This window comes from Streptomyces sp. NBC_01498, assembly GCF_036327775.1.
Taxonomy (GTDB): domain Bacteria; phylum Actinomycetota; class Actinomycetes; order Streptomycetales; family Streptomycetaceae; genus Streptomyces.
Window position 1 is genome coordinate 1,140,869 of the sequence record NZ_CP109598.1, and the last position, 14,742, is coordinate 1,155,610.

19 protein-coding genes are annotated in these 14,742 nt (G+C 72.2%); 16 read left to right on the top strand and 3 right to left on the bottom strand.

The features are described 5' to 3' along the window. Window positions 1-40 precede the first annotated feature (40 nt). The 13 genes from OG875_RS04405 (at window position 41) to OG875_RS04460 (ending at window position 10,358) form a co-directional block, all read left to right on the top strand. Window positions 41-622: a GNAT family N-acetyltransferase gene (locus OG875_RS04405; RefSeq protein WP_330172892.1), complete on the top strand. Its 582-nt coding sequence runs from the start codon at window positions 41-43 to the stop codon at window positions 620-622. A 69-nt stretch (window positions 623-691) separates the two neighbouring features. After that, window positions 692-775, top strand: a complete 84-nt coding sequence (locus OG875_RS30950; RefSeq protein WP_443079244.1) for a putative leader peptide — start codon at window positions 692-694, stop codon at window positions 773-775. A gap of 123 nt (window positions 776-898) precedes the next feature. Continuing rightward, window positions 899-2,593 carry a nitrite/sulfite reductase gene (locus tag OG875_RS04410; RefSeq protein ID WP_330172893.1) on the top strand — a complete coding sequence of 565 codons (1,695 nt, stop codon included), beginning with the start codon at window positions 899-901 and terminating at the stop codon, window positions 2,591-2,593. Beyond that, on the top strand, window positions 2,590-2,763 hold the full coding sequence (locus tag OG875_RS04415; RefSeq protein WP_330172894.1) for a hypothetical protein: 174 nt from the start codon (window positions 2,590-2,592) through the stop codon (window positions 2,761-2,763). The genes OG875_RS04410 and OG875_RS04415 overlap by 4 nt, the downstream gene beginning before the upstream one ends. Continuing rightward, window positions 2,760-3,482 carry a phosphoadenylyl-sulfate reductase gene (locus OG875_RS04420; protein WP_330172895.1) on the top strand — a complete coding sequence of 241 codons (723 nt, stop codon included), beginning with the start codon at window positions 2,760-2,762 and terminating at the stop codon, window positions 3,480-3,482. Before OG875_RS04415 ends, OG875_RS04420 begins: the two co-directional genes overlap by 4 nt. Continuing rightward, window positions 3,479-4,024, top strand: coding sequence for an adenylyl-sulfate kinase (gene cysC / locus OG875_RS04425; RefSeq protein WP_330172896.1), 546 nt, complete (start codon window positions 3,479-3,481; stop codon window positions 4,022-4,024). The genes OG875_RS04420 and cysC overlap by 4 nt, the downstream gene beginning before the upstream one ends. Then, window positions 4,024-4,989: a sulfate adenylyltransferase subunit CysD gene (gene cysD / locus OG875_RS04430; protein ID WP_330172897.1), complete on the top strand. Its 966-nt coding sequence runs from the start codon at window positions 4,024-4,026 to the stop codon at window positions 4,987-4,989. Before cysC ends, cysD begins: the two co-directional genes overlap by 1 nt. A 2-nt stretch (window positions 4,990-4,991) precedes the next feature. Then, entirely contained in the window at window positions 4,992-6,341 is a 1,350-nt protein-coding gene (locus OG875_RS04435; protein ID WP_330172898.1) for a sulfate adenylyltransferase subunit 1, read from the top strand. Continuing rightward, complete coding sequence (locus OG875_RS04440) at window positions 6,341-6,538, top strand: hypothetical protein (protein WP_330172899.1); 198 nt, start codon at window positions 6,341-6,343, stop codon at window positions 6,536-6,538. The genes OG875_RS04435 and OG875_RS04440 overlap by 1 nt, the downstream gene beginning before the upstream one ends. Before the next feature lie 153 nt (window positions 6,539-6,691). Then, complete coding sequence (locus tag OG875_RS04445) at window positions 6,692-7,813, top strand: ABC transporter substrate-binding protein (protein ID WP_330172900.1); 1,122 nt, start codon at window positions 6,692-6,694, stop codon at window positions 7,811-7,813. Window positions 7,814-7,868: 55 nt separating this feature from the next. Beyond that, complete coding sequence (locus OG875_RS04450) at window positions 7,869-8,660, top strand: ABC transporter ATP-binding protein (RefSeq protein ID WP_330172901.1); 792 nt, start codon at window positions 7,869-7,871, stop codon at window positions 8,658-8,660. Next, the gene (locus OG875_RS04455; RefSeq protein WP_330172902.1) at window positions 8,647-9,573 is read left to right on the top strand and encodes an ABC transporter permease; all 927 of its coding nucleotides are present in this window, start codon (window positions 8,647-8,649) and stop codon (window positions 9,571-9,573) included. Before OG875_RS04450 ends, OG875_RS04455 begins: the two co-directional genes overlap by 14 nt. A gap of 5 nt (window positions 9,574-9,578) precedes the next feature. Next, entirely contained in the window at window positions 9,579-10,358 is a 780-nt protein-coding gene (locus OG875_RS04460; RefSeq protein WP_330172903.1) for a sirohydrochlorin chelatase, read from the top strand. 31 nt (window positions 10,359-10,389) lie between these two features. On the opposite strand, the gene OG875_RS04465 is transcribed toward OG875_RS04460, so the two are convergent. Genes OG875_RS04465 through OG875_RS04475 form a run of 3 tightly spaced genes read right to left on the bottom strand, consistent with a single transcriptional unit; the run spans window position 10,390 to window position 11,356 of the window. Continuing rightward, window positions 10,390-10,527, bottom strand: a complete 138-nt coding sequence (locus OG875_RS04465) for a hypothetical protein (RefSeq protein ID WP_443079061.1) — start codon at window positions 10,525-10,527, stop codon at window positions 10,390-10,392. 41 nt (window positions 10,528-10,568) lie between these two features. Then, a complete protein-coding gene (locus OG875_RS04470) occupies window positions 10,569-10,706 on the bottom strand; it encodes a hypothetical protein (RefSeq protein WP_443079061.1) in 138 nt (45 codons plus the stop codon). A gap of 41 nt (window positions 10,707-10,747) precedes the next feature. Next, complete coding sequence (locus OG875_RS04475; protein ID WP_330172904.1) at window positions 10,748-11,356, bottom strand: TIGR03086 family metal-binding protein; 609 nt, start codon at window positions 11,354-11,356, stop codon at window positions 10,748-10,750. 633 nt (window positions 11,357-11,989) lie between these two features. Here OG875_RS04475 and OG875_RS04480 point away from each other — a divergent pair. Genes OG875_RS04480 through OG875_RS04490 form a run of 3 tightly spaced genes read left to right on the top strand, consistent with a single transcriptional unit; the run spans window position 11,990 to window position 14,687 of the window. Next, window positions 11,990-13,087: an ABC transporter substrate-binding protein gene (locus OG875_RS04480; RefSeq protein ID WP_330172905.1), complete on the top strand. Its 1,098-nt coding sequence runs from the start codon at window positions 11,990-11,992 to the stop codon at window positions 13,085-13,087. Next, window positions 13,084-13,965 carry an ABC transporter permease gene (locus OG875_RS04485; protein ID WP_330172906.1) on the top strand — a complete coding sequence of 294 codons (882 nt, stop codon included), beginning with the start codon at window positions 13,084-13,086 and terminating at the stop codon, window positions 13,963-13,965. The genes OG875_RS04480 and OG875_RS04485 overlap by 4 nt, the downstream gene beginning before the upstream one ends. Beyond that, window positions 13,941-14,687, top strand: coding sequence for an ABC transporter ATP-binding protein (locus tag OG875_RS04490; RefSeq protein ID WP_330172907.1), 747 nt, complete (start codon window positions 13,941-13,943; stop codon window positions 14,685-14,687). The genes OG875_RS04485 and OG875_RS04490 overlap by 25 nt, the downstream gene beginning before the upstream one ends. Window positions 14,688-14,742: the final 55 nt, after the last annotated feature.

Genomic DNA, 14,742 nt, shown 5'->3' on the forward strand with positions numbered 1-14,742 from the left:
CTTTTGGCCCGTGCCGGGGCCGCGTGGTTCCCTGACGGCCATGAGCATCACTGTGACCACCTGGTCCCTGGAGCAGACCTCCCCGGCCGATCTGCGGCCGGCCGCCGAGCCCGTCGGCGACGTGCGGATCGCGCGGTCCGAGATCCCCTCGGCGGAGTTCAGCCGCTTCCTCTACACCGCCGTCGGCGGCGACGTGCGGTGGACCGACCGGCTGTCCCTGTCGTACGCGGACTGGCACGAGGCCGTCTCCCGGCCGGGCGTCGAGACCTGGGTGGCGTACGAGCGCGGCACCCCGGCCGGGTACGCGGAGCTGGCGGCCGGGGACGACGGCACGGTCGAGATCGTGTACTTCGGGCTCCTCCCCGCCTTCCGGGGCCGCCGTATCGGCGGACACCTGCTGTCGTACGCCACGGCCCGCGCCTGGGACACGGCGGAACGGCACCCCGGCCGCCCCCCGACGAAGCGGGTCTGGCTGCACACCTGCTCGAAGGACGGGGAACACGCGATGGACAACTATCTGCGGCGGGGCTTCGCACTCTTCGACACGAAGGTGACGGAGGAGCCGGAGGTGGCGGCACCAGGGCCCTGGACCGGTGCGCACCCGACCACGCGTCTCGCCTAGCGGGACACTCTCGTCCACATCATGGATAGTGGTGGACTGCTCCGAGATGCGCGTGCCACGCTTCCTTCCATGTCCACAGCTGGAATTGCCTTGGTGAGTCGGCGGCACGTCGATCTCGGCCGCGTGTCCAGCGCCATCTGTCGGGCGAGCTGACCGGCACAGCCTCCGCCGCCCTCCCCCGCTCCCTCCGCTCGCATCCCCCTGCGCACCGCTGCGCCGTCAGCCCATGTGTGCAGGTCAGAGCCGCCCTCCGCAGTCCGAAGGACGTGTTCCGCCATGGCCGCCACCCCCGAGAAGCCCGCCGCCACGCCCCGCCGCAAGGTGAGCCGTCACCGCGGCGAGGGCCAGTGGGCCGTGGGTCACTTCACTCCACTCAACGCGAACGAGCAGGCCAAGAAGGACGACGACGGTCTCAATGTACGGACACGTATTGAGACGATCTACTCGAAGGCCGGGTTCGACTCCATCGACCCGGCCGACCTGCGCGGACGCATGCGCTGGTGGGGTCTCTACACCCAGCGCAAGCCCGGTATCGACGGCGGCAAGACCGCGATCCTGGAGCCGGAGGAGCTGGACGACCGTTACTTCATGCTGCGGGTGCGGATCGACGGCGGCCGGCTGACCACCGAGCAGCTGCGTGTCATCGGTCAGATCTCGCACGAGTTCGGCCGGGACACGGCCGACATCACCGACCGGCAGAACATCCAGCTGCACTGGATCCGGATCGAGGACGTCCCGGAGATCTGGCGGCGCCTGGAGGCCGTCGGTCTGTCGACCACCGAGGCGTGCGGCGACACCCCGCGGGTGATCCTCGGCTCCCCGGTCGCCGGGGTGGCCGCGGACGAGATCATCGACGGCACCCCGGCCATCGACGAGATCAACGACCGGTTCGTCGGCACCAAGGAGTTCTCGAACCTCCCGCGCAAGTTCAAGACGGCCATCTCGGGATCGCCGCTGCTCGACGTCGCGCACGAGATCAACGACATCGCGTTCGTCGGGGTCGTCCACCCCGAACACGGCCCCGGCTTCGACCTGTGGGTCGGCGGCGGGCTGTCCACCAACCCCAAGATCGGGCAGCGGCTGGGCGCCTGGGTCCCGCTGGACGAGGTCGCCGACGTGTGGGCCGGTGTCATCGGGATCTTCCGCGACTACGGCTACCGGCGGCTGCGCACCCGCGCCCGGCTGAAGTTCCTCCTCGCCGACTGGGGCGCGGAGAAGTTCCGCCGGATCCTCCAGGACGAGTATCTGAAGCGGACACTGATCGACGGCCCCGGGCCCGAGCGGCCGGTCGAGGAGTGGCGCGACCACGTCGGTGTGCACCGGCAGAAGGACGGCCGCTTCTACGTCGGCTTCGCGCCGCGCGTCGGCCGGGTGGACGGCCCGACGCTGAAGAAGATCGCCGACCTCGCCGAGGAGCACGGCTCCGGCCGGGTGCGGACCACCGTCGAGCAGAAGATGATCGTGCTGGACGTGGCCGAGGACCGGGTCGACTCGCTGATCGCGGGCCTGGAGTCGCTGGAGCTGCGGGTCACGCCGTCGCCGTTCCGGCGCGGCACGATGGCCTGCACCGGCATCGAGTTCTGCAAGCTCGCGATCGTCGAGACGAAGGCGCGCGGCGCCTCCCTGATCGACGAACTGGAGCGCCGTATCCCCGACTTCGACCAGCCGATCACCATCAACGTCAACGGCTGCCCCAACGCCTGCGCCCGTATCCAGGTCGCGGACATCGGTCTCAAGGGGCAGTTGGTGCTGGACGGCGACGGCAACCAGGTCGAGGGCTACCAGGTGCACCTCGGCGGCGCGCTCGGCCTGGAGCCCGCGTTCGGCCGCAAGGTGCGCGGTCTGAAGGTCACCGCCGCCGAACTCCCCGACTACGTCGAGCGCGTGCTCACCCGCTTCCAGAAGGAGCGCGAGAGCGACGAGCGGTTCGCCGCCTGGGCGGCCCGCGCCTCCGAGGAGGCGCTGTCGTGAGCGAGCGCGCCGCCCCGTTCTACTGCCCCTACTGCGGCGACGAGGACCTGCGCCCGAGCGAGCAGGGCCACGGCGCCTGGGAGTGCGCCGCGTGCAACCGGGCCTTCCAGCTGAAGTTCCTCGGGCTGCTGACCCGCGGACTGGCGAAGGACGACGGAGGAGGGGCATGAGCACACCGACGCGGGCGGACGCCACCGACGTCCGGCACGCCGAACTGAAGGCACTCGCCGAACGCGCGGGCCGTGACCTCGAGGACGCCACCGCCCCGGAGATCCTGACCTGGGCCGCCACCACCTTCGGCGCGCGTTTCTGCGTCACCTCCTCCATGGAGGACGCGGTCGTCGCCCATCTGGCGTCCCGTGTCCGGCCCGGCGTGGACGTCGTCTTCCTCGACACCGGCTACCACTTCCCCGAGACGCTCGGCACCCGTGACGCCGTCGCAGCCGTGATGGACGTCAACCTCATCACCCTCACCCCGCGCGCGACCGTCGCCGAACAGGACGCCGAGCACGGCCCGAGGCTGCACGACCGCGACCCCGACCTGTGCTGCGCCCTGCGCAAGCTCAAGCCGCTGGACGAGGGCCTGACCGCGTACGACGCGTGGGCGACGGGACTGCGCCGCGACGAGTCGCCGACCCGCGCGGCCACCCCGGTCGTCGGCTGGGACCCCCGGCGCGGCAAGGTCAAGGTCTCCCCGATCGCCCGCTGGACGCAGCAGGACGTGGAGGCGTACGCCGCCGAGCACGGCGTCCTCACCAACCCGCTCCTGACGGACGGTTACGCCTCCGTGGGCTGCGCTCCCTGCACCCGCCGGGTCGTCGAGGGCGAGGACGCCCGCGCCGGCCGCTGGGCGGGCACCTCCAAGACCGAATGCGGGCTGCACGGATGAGCGCGGCGGAGCACGGCGCGACGGTGTGGCTGACCGGTCTGCCCAGTGCGGGCAAGACCACCCTGGCCCTCGCGCTGGCGGACCGGCTGCGTTCCGAGGGCCACCGCGTGGAGGTCCTGGACGGCGACGAGATCCGCGAATTCCTCTCCGCGGGCCTCGGGTTCAGCCGCGAGGACCGGCACACCAACGTGCGGCGGATCGGGTTCGTCGCCGAACTCCTGGCGTCCCACGGTGTCACGACGCTGGTGCCGGTGATCGCGCCGTACGCGGACAGCCGTGAGGCGGTGCGCAAGCACCACCGGGCGGCGGGCACCACGTATCTGGAGGTGCATGTCGCGACCCCGGTCGAGGTGTGTTCGGTGCGGGACGTGAAGGGCCTGTACGCGAGGCAGGCGGCCGGTGAGATCAGCGGTCTCACGGGTGTGGACGACCCCTACGAGGCGCCCGAGGAGCCCGACCTGCGGATCGAGTCGCACACGCAGTCCGTTCAGGAGTCCGCGGCGGCGCTCCACGCGCTGCTCACCGAGAGGGGTGTGGCCTGATGACGACCACCGTTCCGTCGCTCACGGGCGGCACCGAGGGCACCGGGACCGGGGGCACGCCGGAGGCGCCGTACGCGCTGAGCCATCTGGACGCGTTGGAGTCGGAGTCGGTGCATATTGTGCGTGAGGTGGCGGGTGAGTTCGAGCGGCCGGTGATTCTGTTCTCCGGTGGCAAGGATTCCATCGTGATGCTGCGTCTGGCGCTGAAGGCGTTCGCTCCGGCGGCGGTGCCGTTCACGCTGCTGCATGTGGACACCGGTCACAACTTCCCGGAGGTGCTGGCGTACCGGGACCGTACGGTGGCGGCGCACGGGCTGCGGCTGCATGTGGCGTCGGTGCAGGAGTACATCGACGCGGGGACGTTGCGTGAGCGTCCGGACGGGACGCGTAATCCGCTCCAGACGCTGCCGCTGACGGAGAAGATCCAGGCGGAACGTTTCGACGCGGTGTTCGGCGGGGGCCGGCGGGACGAGGAGAAGGCGCGGGCGAAGGAGCGGATCTTCTCGCTGCGCGACGAGTTCTCGCAGTGGGACCCGCGCCGTCAGCGGCCCGAGCTGTGGCAGCTCTACAACGGGCGTCACGCGCCGGGCGAGCATGTGCGGGTCTTCCCGCTCTCCAACTGGACCGAGCTGGACATCTGGCAGTACATCGCCCGGGAACGGATCGAGCTCCCGGAGATCTATTTCGCGCACGAGCGTGAGGTCTTCAGCCGGCACGGCATGTGGCTGACGGCGGGCGAGTGGGGCGGTCCCAAGGACGGCGAGCCCACCGAGACCCGTCTGGTGCGCTACCGGACCGTGGGGGACATGTCCTGCACCGGTGCCGTCGACTCCGACGCCACCACGCTGGACGCCGTCATCGCCGAGATCACCGCCTCCCGCCTCACCGAACGCGGCGCTTCCCGCGCGGACGACAAGATGTCCGAGGCCGCCATGGAGGACCGCAAGCGCGAGGGGTACTTCTAACCATGACGACGACCGGGCACACGGCCCCCGAACAGCTGTCGGCCACCACTCTGCTGCGTTTCGCGACCGCCGGTTCCGTGGACGACGGCAAGTCCACCCTCGTCGGGCGGCTGCTGCACGACTCGAAATCCGTCCTGACCGACCAGTTGGAGGCCGTCGAGCGCGCCTCGCTCGGCCGGGGCCAGGACACGCCCGACCTCGCACTGCTGACGGACGGGCTGCGTGCCGAGCGCGAGCAGGGCATCACCATCGATGTCGCGTACCGCTACTTCGCCACGCCGCGCCGCCGTTTCATCCTGGCCGACACCCCCGGCCATGTGCAGTACACCCGCAACATGGTCACCGGCGCCTCCACCGCCGAGCTGGCCGTCGTCCTGGTCGACGCCCGCAACGGCGTGGTCGAGCAGACCCGCAGGCACGCCGCCGTCGCCGCGCTGCTCCGTGTCCCGCACGTGGTGCTGGCCGTCAACAAGATGGACCTCGTGGCCTACACGGAGCCGGTGTTCGCCGCCATCGCCGAGGAGTTCACCGCGTACGCCGCCTCCCTCGGTGTCCCCGAGGTGACCGCGATCCCGATCTCCGCGCTCGCCGGTGACAACGTGGTGGAGCCGTCGGCGCACATGGACTGGTACGGCGGGCCGACGGTGCTGGAGCACCTGGAGACCGTCGCCGTCAGCCACGACCTGTCGGGCTGCCCGGCCCGGTTCCCCGTCCAGTACGTGATCCGCCCCCAGAGCGCCGAACACCCCGACTACCGGGGCTACGCCGGGCAGATCGCCTCCGGGGTCCTGCGCGTCGGCGAGGCCGTGACCGTGCTGCCGTCGGGGCGTACGAGCACGATCGAGGGCATCGACGCGCTCGGCACGGGCGTCGACATCGCGTGGGCGCCGCAGTCGGTGACGGTCCGGCTCGCCGACGACATCGACATCTCGCGCGGGGACCTGATCGCGCCCAGCGCCGGTCTCCCGGCCGTGACGCGGGACGTCGCGGCGACGGTCTGCCACGTCGCCGACCGGCCGCTCACCGTCGGCCAGCGCGTCCTGCTCAAGCACACCACCCGCACGGTCAAGGCGATCGTCAAGGACATCCCGTCCCGGCTCACCCTGGACGACCTGTCCCAGCACCCCGCCCCGGGCCGGCTGGTCGCCAACGACATCGGCCGGGTGGTGATCCGTACGGCGGAGCCCCTGGCGCTCGACGCGTACGCCGACTCCCGCCGCACCGGCTCCTTCCTGCTCGTCGACCCGGCCGACGGCACCACCCTGGCCGCCGGGATGGCGGGCGACTCGTTCGCCGCCGCACCGCCGCCCGCCCCGGCGGCGGGCACCGACGACGAGGGCTGGGACTTCTGATGGCCGCCGGGAGCCCCACGACGCCGGGCGTCTTCGCCGCGCGGGGCCTGCGTGCCGCGCGCCGGGGTCCGGGCGAGACCTACGACCCGCAGCCCACGGTCTTCAACGCGTACGCGACGTTCGCGAAGGAGGGCGGCCGGGTCGGCAGCGGCGCCCTCGGTGCGGGGACCGGCGGGGTGGCGCGATGTGCGGGCTGACGTACGCGCACCGCACGCGCGCCCGGACCCCCGGCGGGACCACCGTGTCCCGCCCGCACCACCACCTGTTGCACCGAAGACCTGCCGCCCTCCCGTCCGCGCCGCCTCGTCTCCGAGGGGCGTGAGCACGGGCCGAGGAGAGGACACCCTCCCGTGCCTGCCATCCGCAGAATCCCGCGCCACCGACGTACCTTCGCCGCCCTCGCGGCCCTCCCTCTGCTGGCGGTGACGCTCGGCGCCTGCGGTTACGGCTCCGACAGCGAGCCGAAGGACGACAAGGTCGCCCCCGCCGCCGAGGGCGACAAGCTCGGCGGTCTCAGCGAGGTGAAGATCGGCTACTTCGCCAACATCACCCACGCCACTGCCCTGGTCGGCCTCCAGAAGGGCCTGATCCAGAAGGAGTTGGGCGGCACCAAGATCCGTCCGCAGATCTTCAACGCGGGCCCGTCCGAGATCGAGGCGCTCAACGCGGGCGCCATCGACATCGGCTGGATCGGTCCCTCCCCCTCGATCAACGGCTTCACGAAGTCCAAGGGCCAGAATCTGCGCATCATCTCCGGTTCGGCCTCCGGCGGCGTCTCGCTCGTGGTCGACCCGAAGAAGATCAAGTCCCTGGACGACCTCAAGGGCAAGCGCATCGCCACCCCCCAGCTCGGCAACACCCAGGACGTGGCGCTGCTCAACTACCTGTCGGAGCAGGGTCTGAAGGTCGACACCAACACCGGCAAGGGCGACGTCACCGTCATCCGCCAGGACAACAAGCAGATACCGGCGTCCTTCAAGTCCGGTTCGCTGGACGGCGCGTGGGTGCCCGAGCCGACCGCGTCGAGGCTGGTCGCGGCCGGTGGTTCGGTGCTGCTGGACGAGAAGAAGCTCTGGAAGGACGGCAAGTTCGTCATCACGAACGTGATCGTCTCCCAGAAGTTCCTCAAGGAGCACCCGGACGTCGTCGAGGCGGTGCTGCGCGGCTCGGTCAAGACCAACGCCTGGATCAACGCGAACTCCGACGAGGCGAAGGCCGCCGCCAACGACCAGCTCACGAAGGACGCGGGGGCGCCGCTGGAGCCGGAGGTGATCGACGCGGCCTGGGCGAACGTCGACGTCATCGACGACCCGCTCGCCGCCACGCTGCGGGAGTCGTCCGAGCACGCGGTGAAGGCGGGCCTGCTCGAAGACCCGCTGCTGGACGGGATCTACGACCTGACGCTCCTCAACAAGGTGCTGACGGCGGAGGGCAAGCCCGCGATCGACGACGCCGGTCTCGGCGTGAAGTAGCCGGGCAGTCACCCGTGAACCATCCGCAACCGGACCGCCTCCAGGAGGTGTGATCATGGCCACCGCACTCGTCAAGCCGGTCTCACCGGTCGACACGCACCCGTACGCCGCCCGTCTCGCCCATGTGTCCAAGTCGTTCGGCCGCCCCGGCGGCGGACAGCTCGTGCTGGACAACGTCAGCCTCGACGTGGCGCCCGGCGAGTTCGTGACCCTGCTGGGGGCGTCCGGCTGCGGAAAGTCCACCCTGCTCAACCTGGTCGCGGGGCTCGACCTGCCGTCGGAGGGGACGATCGACGTCCCCGGCGGCCGGCCGGCCCTGATGTTCCAGGAACACGCGCTGTTCCCGTGGCTGACCGCGGGCCGCAACATCGAACTCGCCCTGAAGATGCGGGGCATGCCCAAGGCCGAACGGCGCGGCGAGGCCGAGCGGCTGCTCGCACTCGTCCGGCTGAACGGCGCGTACGGCAAGCGGGTGCACGAACTGTCCGGCGGGATGCGGCAGCGCGTCGCGCTGGCCCGCGCGCTGGCGCAGGACAGCCAACTGCTCCTGATGGACGAGCCGTTCGCGGCGCTGGACGCCATCACCCGGGACGTGCTGCACGAGGAGCTGACCCGGATCTGGGCCGAGACGAACGTGTCGGTCCTCTTCGTCACGCACAACGTCCGTGAGGCCGTACGGCTGGCGGAGCGCGTGGTGCTGATGTCGTCCCGGCCGGGGCGGATCGCACGCGAGTGGGGCATCGACATCCCGCAGCCGCGCCGTATCGAGGACGCGGCGGTGGCCGATCTGTCCGTGGAGATCACCGACGAACTGCGGGGGGAGATTCGCCGCCATGGCCAGAACTGAGACGGACACGACAAGGACCGCCGAAAAGTCCCCGCAGGTCTCCGAGGCCACTTCCCCGGTGGACCTGGCGGGCCTGGAGGCCGGGCTCGACGCGCTGGAGACCCGGACCACCGAGCGGGTGTCGCTGGGCAGCGTGCTGCTGTCCAAACTCGTGCCGCCGCTCGTCGCCGTCGTCCTCGTGCTCACGGTGTGGCAGCTCGCCGCCGCGTCCGACATCAAGCCGGACTACGTCCTGCCGAGCCCGCTCGACGTCTGGGGCTCCATCCGGGACATGTGGCTGGACGGCACCCTGCTCGGCTACATCTGGACCAGCGTCTCGCGGGGCGCGCTGGGCTTCGCCGTCTCCGTCGCCGTCGGTACGCCGCTGGGCCTGCTGGTCGCGCGGGTCAGGGTGGTCCGGGCCGCGATCGGGCCGATCCTGTCCGGACTCCAGTCGCTGCCGTCGGTGGCGTGGGTGCCGGCCGCGATCATCTGGTTCGGCCTGACGGACGCCACGATCTACACCGTCGTGCTACTGGGCGCCGTCCCGTCCATCGCCAACGGCCTGGTGTCCGGTGTCGACCAGATCCCGCCGCTGTATCTGCGGGCCGGGCGGACCATCGGGGCCACCGGCCTCAACGGCATCCGGCACGTCCTGCTGCCCGCCGCTCTGCCCGGCTATCTGGCAGGCTTGAAGCAGGGCTGGGCGTTCTCCTGGCGCTCGCTGATGGCCGCCGAGCTGATCGCCAACTCGCCGGACCTCGGTACGGGACTCGGCCAGCTCATGGACAACTTCCGCACCTACAGCGACATGTCCGGGGTGCTCGCCACGATCATCCTCATCCTGATCGTCGGCATCGGCATCGACCTGCTGTTCTTCTCACCCCTGGAGCGCCGCGTGCTGCGCAGCCGCGGCCTCCTCGTCAGGAGCTGACACCCGTGTCCCGTACGCCCCGCCCGCCCGGCCGTCCGGTGCTGCTCGCCGTCGCGCACGGCAGCCGCGACCCCCGGCACGCCGCGACCGTGCACGCGCTGCTGCGCCGGGTACGGGCGCTGCGCCCGGGGCTGCGGGTGGAGGCGTGCTTCCTGGACTTCGACGCCCCGTCGGTGCCGCGCGCGCTGGAACGGCTGGACGCGGAGGGCGTACGGGAGGTGGTGGCACTGCCACTGCTGCTGACCCGCGCCTTCCACGCCAAGTCCGACATCCCGGCCGCCCTGGGCGAGGCACGGGCCCGGCTGCCCCGGCTCACGGTGCGGCAGTCCGAGGTCCTCGGCCCGTCGCCCCTGCTCACGGACGCGCTGGAGCGGCGGCTGTACGAGGCCGGGCTCACGCCCGGCGACAAGAGCACGACCGGGGTCGTCCTGGCCTCGGCCGGCTCCACGGACCCGGAGGCGATCGCGGTGATCGACCGTGTCGCACGGGAGTGGCGCCGCACCGGTTGGTGCGCCGTGCGGCCCGCGTTCGCCTCCGCCTCCCTTCCGCGCACCGAGGACGCGGTGCGCGACCTGCGGGCCGCCGGGGTACGCCGGGTGGCGGTCGCCCCGTACGTGCTCGCGCCCGGCCGGCTGCCGGACCGCATCGCCCGGGGCGCGCGCGAGTCGGGCGCGGACGTCCTGGCCGATGTCCTGGGCCCGGCACCGGAGTTGGCGCGGTTGCTGCTGCGCCGGTACGAGGCGGCGCGGGCGGCAGGGGCGGAGCTGACGGCGCTGTCGGCCTGAGCGCCTGACCCGGACCGGGGCCGGGCACGCCTCAGCCCCGGCAGGCCCAGCCGGGATCCCGCCCGCTCGCGGCGAGCGCCCGGTCGAACACACCCGCCTTCGCGGGAACCGCCACCGGCTCGGCGAAACCCTCGTACGTCCGGTACATCCCGGCGTACTCCTCCACCACCCCGAGAACGAACACCGCCGACGGCCGGGGCCGGGCACGCCTCAGCCCCGGCAGGCCCAGCCGGGATCCCGCCCGCTCGCGGCGAGCGCCCGGTCGAACACACCCGCCTTCGCGGGGACCGCCACCGGCTCGGCGAAACCCTCGTACGTCCGGTACATCCCGGCGTACTCCTCCACCACCCCGAGAACGAACACCGCCGACGGCCGGGGCCGGGCACGCCTCAGCCCCGGAAGGTCCAGCGGGGATCCCGCCCGCTCGCGGCGAGCGCCCGGTCGAACACACCCGCCTTCGCGGGGACCGCCACCGGCTCGGCGAAACCCTCGTACGTCCGGTACATCCCGGCGTACTCCTCCACGACCCCGAGAACGAACACCGCCGTGTCGTCGGACAGGCGGAACTCCTGGCCCGTGGCCCGTGCCAGCTCCCAGCCGTGCAGGGCCATCTCCAGCGCCATCAGGGTCGCGACCGTGGCCGCCGGGCTCCCGCCGATCTCGCCGTCCCACACTGCGGGATCGCTCCAGGCGCCGACGGCCCGGTCCAGGGCGGCCCGGTACCGGTCGGCCCAGTCGGCGTCGGCCGTGAAGTCCCTCGCGGTCAGCTCCTCGGGCAGCTCGGTACGCCGCGCCCGGTGCTCGAGCCCGTGCGAGGTGTACAGCACCAGGTGGTTGGCCAGGGCCCGGACGTCCCAGTCCGCGCTGGGCGTGGGGTCCCGGAGCCGGTCGCCGGGCACCCCGCCCGCGACGCGGGCCGCCTCGGCGGCGCACTCCCGCAGCGCGGGGTGGACGGTGGCGATCGGACCGGTCGTGTCACTGCTCGTGTGGTTCGTCATACGGCCCACGGTAGGAACGGCGCCGGACGCCGGTATTGAAGAAAAGCGACAGGTCACGGGGGCGGGGGCCGGATCCGGTGCCCGCTGCCCCGCGGGCCCCCGCCGGGCGGGGCCGTACGTCGGCCAGCGAGGCGCCGCCGTCCCCCGGCGCCGTCCGACCGCGCCGCCGGGGTGCCGCCGGGGTGTCGCCGTGGTGTCGCCGACGCCGGTTTCCCCCCTGCGGGTCCCCCGCCGGGCGGGGCCGTACGTCGGCCAGCGAGGCGCCGCCGTCCCCCCGCGCCGTCCCCCCGCGCCGCCGACGCCCGCTTCTCCCCGCCACTCCCCCGCCGCACGCGCCCGGCACCCCCGCCACGTCACGCCGCCCTTCTGTGTCCGGCGTACAGCGACCGTGTCCGGCGTATAGCGGCCGTACGAAGCCCTTGTTGCCGTACCGCCCATTCGGACCGGGACCCTTGCCCACGGCTTCCCGGCGCCGCTAGCTTCGCGGACATGTCCGGATCCCAGCGGTTGAGCAGGCGACGCGCCGTCGACCTCATGCGCGTCGCGACCGCGCTCTGTAGCTGACCTCACGACCCCATCCCCCTCACCCTCCCCCGTGACGGTCCCCGCACTTCAGAGAACCCGGGAACAGACATGCCCAGAGCACTTCGTGCTGCCCTGCTCGCCCTCGCACTGACCGGATCGGCCGTGCTCACCGGCTGCGCCGGCACCACGGCCACCACCACCGCGTCCTCGAAGGACCTCTCCGCCGTCGGGATACCGGAGAAGGTGGACCGGGACACCGTGATCACCGTCGGCGCCCCGGAGACCCAGGTGGCGCTCCGGCTCTCCGGACAGATCGACAAGCTCCCCTTCACGGTGAAATGGGCCAATCTCAGCGGCGGTCCACAGTGCTCCGAGGCGTTCCGGGCCGACTCGCTGGATGTGTGCGCGGCGGCCGAGATCCCGTCGATCCACGCGCACTGGACCGGTCTCGACACCAAGCTGGTGGCCGCCGCGTTCCGTACGGACCCGGTCAAGAACCCGATCTACGAGCTGGGAATCGCCCCGGGCGCGGACATCGACACCCTCGCCGATCTGCGCGGCAAGAGGATCGCGTACAGCCCCGGCCAGGCCCAGGGCGCGCTCGTGCTGCGCATCCTCGCCAAGGCAGGGCTCACCAAGGAGGACGTGAAGCTGGTCGAGCTGCCCAGCACCGGGGACGTCTACCCCACCGCGCTCGGCGGCCGGCAGGTCGACGCGGCGCCGCTGGGCGGGGTCAACATCAAGCGGTATCCCGCGAAGTACGGCAAGGACGGCGGCAAGACCATCCCGCACGGGCTGCGCGACGACCCCAGCCATCTGTGGGTACCGACCGATTCGGTGAGTGACCCTCGGAAGGCCGCCGCCATCAGGGAGTTCGTGGCGTACTGGGCCAAGGCGGAGGTCTGGGTCGACACGCACCCGGAGGAGTGGATCGAGGGCTACTACGTGAAGGACCAGGGGCTGTCGCGCGAGGACGGCGAGTATCTGGTCAGGACCGCGGGCCACCCGGCCGTTCCCGGCGACTGGACGCGGACCATCGCCGACCAGCAGAAGACCGTGGACCTGCTGGCGAAGGAGACCGGCAGGGAGCCGTTCGACGCGGAGATCCTCTTCGACCGGCGGTACGAGAAGGCCGGCGCGGCGGCGATCGCGGGCACCGGCGCCGACACCACGGGTACCGGAGCGGGAACGGGGGGCGGCTCATGAGCGCCGGGACCGCCGAACAGGTTCCCCTGGCCGAGGCCGCGTCGACGGTCGGGGCCACCGGGATCAGCGGCGGCCGTGCCACCCCCGGACGGCTCCGGCCGCGCCGCCGGCTCGGTCCGGGCCGCCCCGTACCGTACGGCTGGGCACTCGGCCCGCTGCTGCTGCTCGTCGTCTGGTCGGCGGGCTCCGCCACCGGTCTGATCGACGCCCGCAATCTCTCCGCCCCCTGGACCGTGGTGACGACGGCGGGCGAGCTGACCGGGAACGGCCGCCTCCCGTCCAACCTCGCCACCTCGGCCCAACGCGCCGCGCTGGGCCTGGTGTTCGGCACCCTGGCGGGACTGGTCCTGGCACTGGTGTCGGGCCTCAGCAGGATCGCCGAGGGCGTGATCGACGGCCCGGTGCAGATCAAGCGCGCCATCCCGTCGCTCGCCCTGATCCCGCTGCTGATCCTGTGGTTCGGCATCGGCGAGACCATGAAGGTGATCACGATCGCCCTCGGCGTCTTCGTGCCCGTCTACATCCACACCCACAACGGGCTGCGCACCATCGACACCCGCCACGTGGAACTGGCCGAGACGGTCGGGCTGAGCCGTACGGCGTTCCTGCGCCATGTCGTCCTGCCGGGCGCGCTGCCCGGTTTCCTGCTGGGCATGCGGTTCGCGGTGACCGGCGCCTGGCTGGCCCTGGTGGTGGTCGAGCAGGTCAACGCGACCAGCGGGATCGGCTACATGATGGAGCTGGCCCGGACGTACGGGCAGACCGATGTCATCGTCGTCGGTCTGGTCGTGTACGGGCTCCTCGGACTCCTCTCCGACGCGCTGGTCCGTCTCGTCGAACGGAGGGCACTGTCATGGCGGCGCACCCTGGCGGGCTGACCGCCGACCGGCCGGGCCCGGTGACCGGCGCCGTACGGATCACGGACCTGGTCCGTTCGTTCGGGGAGCGCCGGGTCCTCGACGGGCTCGATCTCGACCTCGGCGCGGGCGAGTTCGTCGCGCTGCTCGGCCGCAGCGGCTCCGGCAAGAGCACGCTCCTGCGCGCGGTCGCCGGTCTCGACCACGACGTCACGGGCAGCGGCGGCATCTGCTCCCCCGAGCCGGTGTCCGTGGTGTTCCAGGACGCCCGGCTGCTGCCGTGGAAGCGGGTGCTGGACAACGTCGTCCTCGGTCTTGACGGGCCGGACCCGGTGGGGCGCGGCCGGTCCGCGCTCGCCGAAGTCGGCCTGGCGGGGCGGGAGAAGGCGTGGCCGGTCGAGCTGTCCGGCGGTGAGCAGCAGCGCGTGTCGCTGGCCCGGTCGCTGGTGCGTGAACCGGGACTGCTGCTCGCCGACGAGCCGTTCGGCGCGCTGGACGCGCTGACCCGGATCCGGATGCACGGACTGCTGCGCCGGCTGTGCGCCACCCACCGCCCGGCGGTGCTGCTGGTGACGCACGACGTGGACGAGGCGATCGCGCTGGCGGACCGGGTGGTGGTTCTCGACGAGGGCCGGATCGCCGCCGATGTCCCGGTGGACCTGCCCGCGCCCCGCGCCCACGCCGGTCCCGCCCACGCCGCGCTGCGGAAGCGGCTGCTGGGTGAGCTGGGGGTGGAGCCGTAACCCCCGCCCGTCCACGACAGCGCCACCCCCGCCCGCCACGGGACTCGGGTCCGTA

What these genes read in the sequence shown, in the direction of transcription:
- OG875_RS04405 (WP_330172892.1), top strand. Translation starts at nt 41, where the DNA reads ATGAGCATCACTGTGACCACCTGGTCCCTGGAGCAGACCTCCCCGGCC.
- OG875_RS30950 (WP_443079244.1), top strand. Translation starts at nt 692, where the DNA reads ATGTCCACAGCTGGAATTGCCTTGGTGAGTCGGCGGCACGTCGATCTC.
- OG875_RS04410 (WP_330172893.1), top strand. Translation starts at nt 899, where the DNA reads ATGGCCGCCACCCCCGAGAAGCCCGCCGCCACGCCCCGCCGCAAGGTG.
- OG875_RS04420 (WP_330172895.1), top strand. Translation starts at nt 2,760, where the DNA reads ATGAGCACACCGACGCGGGCGGACGCCACCGACGTCCGGCACGCCGAA.
- cysC (WP_330172896.1), top strand. Translation starts at nt 3,479, where the DNA reads ATGAGCGCGGCGGAGCACGGCGCGACGGTGTGGCTGACCGGTCTGCCC.
- cysD (WP_330172897.1), top strand. Translation starts at nt 4,024, where the DNA reads ATGACGACCACCGTTCCGTCGCTCACGGGCGGCACCGAGGGCACCGGG.
- OG875_RS04435 (WP_330172898.1), top strand. Translation starts at nt 4,992, where the DNA reads ATGACGACGACCGGGCACACGGCCCCCGAACAGCTGTCGGCCACCACT.
- OG875_RS04440 (WP_330172899.1), top strand. Translation starts at nt 6,341, where the DNA reads ATGGCCGCCGGGAGCCCCACGACGCCGGGCGTCTTCGCCGCGCGGGGC.
- OG875_RS04450 (WP_330172901.1), top strand. Translation starts at nt 7,869, where the DNA reads ATGGCCACCGCACTCGTCAAGCCGGTCTCACCGGTCGACACGCACCCG.
- OG875_RS04455 (WP_330172902.1), top strand. Translation starts at nt 8,647, where the DNA reads ATGGCCAGAACTGAGACGGACACGACAAGGACCGCCGAAAAGTCCCCG.
- OG875_RS04475 (WP_330172904.1), bottom strand. Translation starts at nt 11,356, where the DNA reads ATGACGAACCACACGAGCAGTGACACGACCGGTCCGATCGCCACCGTC.
- OG875_RS04480 (WP_330172905.1), top strand. Translation starts at nt 11,990, where the DNA reads ATGCCCAGAGCACTTCGTGCTGCCCTGCTCGCCCTCGCACTGACCGGA.
- OG875_RS04485 (WP_330172906.1), top strand. Translation starts at nt 13,084, where the DNA reads ATGAGCGCCGGGACCGCCGAACAGGTTCCCCTGGCCGAGGCCGCGTCG.
- OG875_RS04490 (WP_330172907.1), top strand. Translation starts at nt 13,941, where the DNA reads ATGGCGGCGCACCCTGGCGGGCTGACCGCCGACCGGCCGGGCCCGGTG.